The sequence below is a fragment of the Enterobacter sp. UNJFSC 003 genome, from assembly GCF_036903355.1.
In the GTDB taxonomy this organism is placed as follows: Bacteria; Pseudomonadota; Gammaproteobacteria; order Enterobacterales; family Enterobacteriaceae; genus Enterobacter.
This window is the reverse complement of the sequence record NZ_JBAKHK010000179.1, coordinates 1-269: the sequence shown is the minus strand read 5'-3', so window position 1 is coordinate 269 and position 269 is coordinate 1. Positions and strand designations below refer to the sequence as shown.

The window sequence follows — 269 nt, the reverse complement described above, 5'->3', positions numbered from 1 at the left end:
AGCCCACGCCGCGCACGGTCTGAATCAGCTTCGGCTCAAAGTCGTTGTCGATTTTGCCGCGTAGCCGCTTCACCGCCACATCAATGGCGTTAGTGTCGCTGTCGAAATTCATGTCCCACACCTGCGAGGCGATAAGCGAGCGGGGCAGCACTTCGCCCTGATGGCGGAGAAAAAACTCCAGCAGAGTAAACTCTTTACTGGTCAGAGTGATGCGCGTGCCGCTGCGGGTGACTTTGCGGCTGACGAGATCGACCATCAGGTCGGCAACC

At 58.4% G+C, this 269-nt stretch carries 1 pseudogene; it reads right to left on the bottom strand.

Features of this window, described 5'->3' with window-relative positions:
• A pseudogene (gene cusR / locus V5P19_RS23680) lies at positions 1-269 on the bottom strand (copper response regulator transcription factor CusR); the annotation flags it as partial.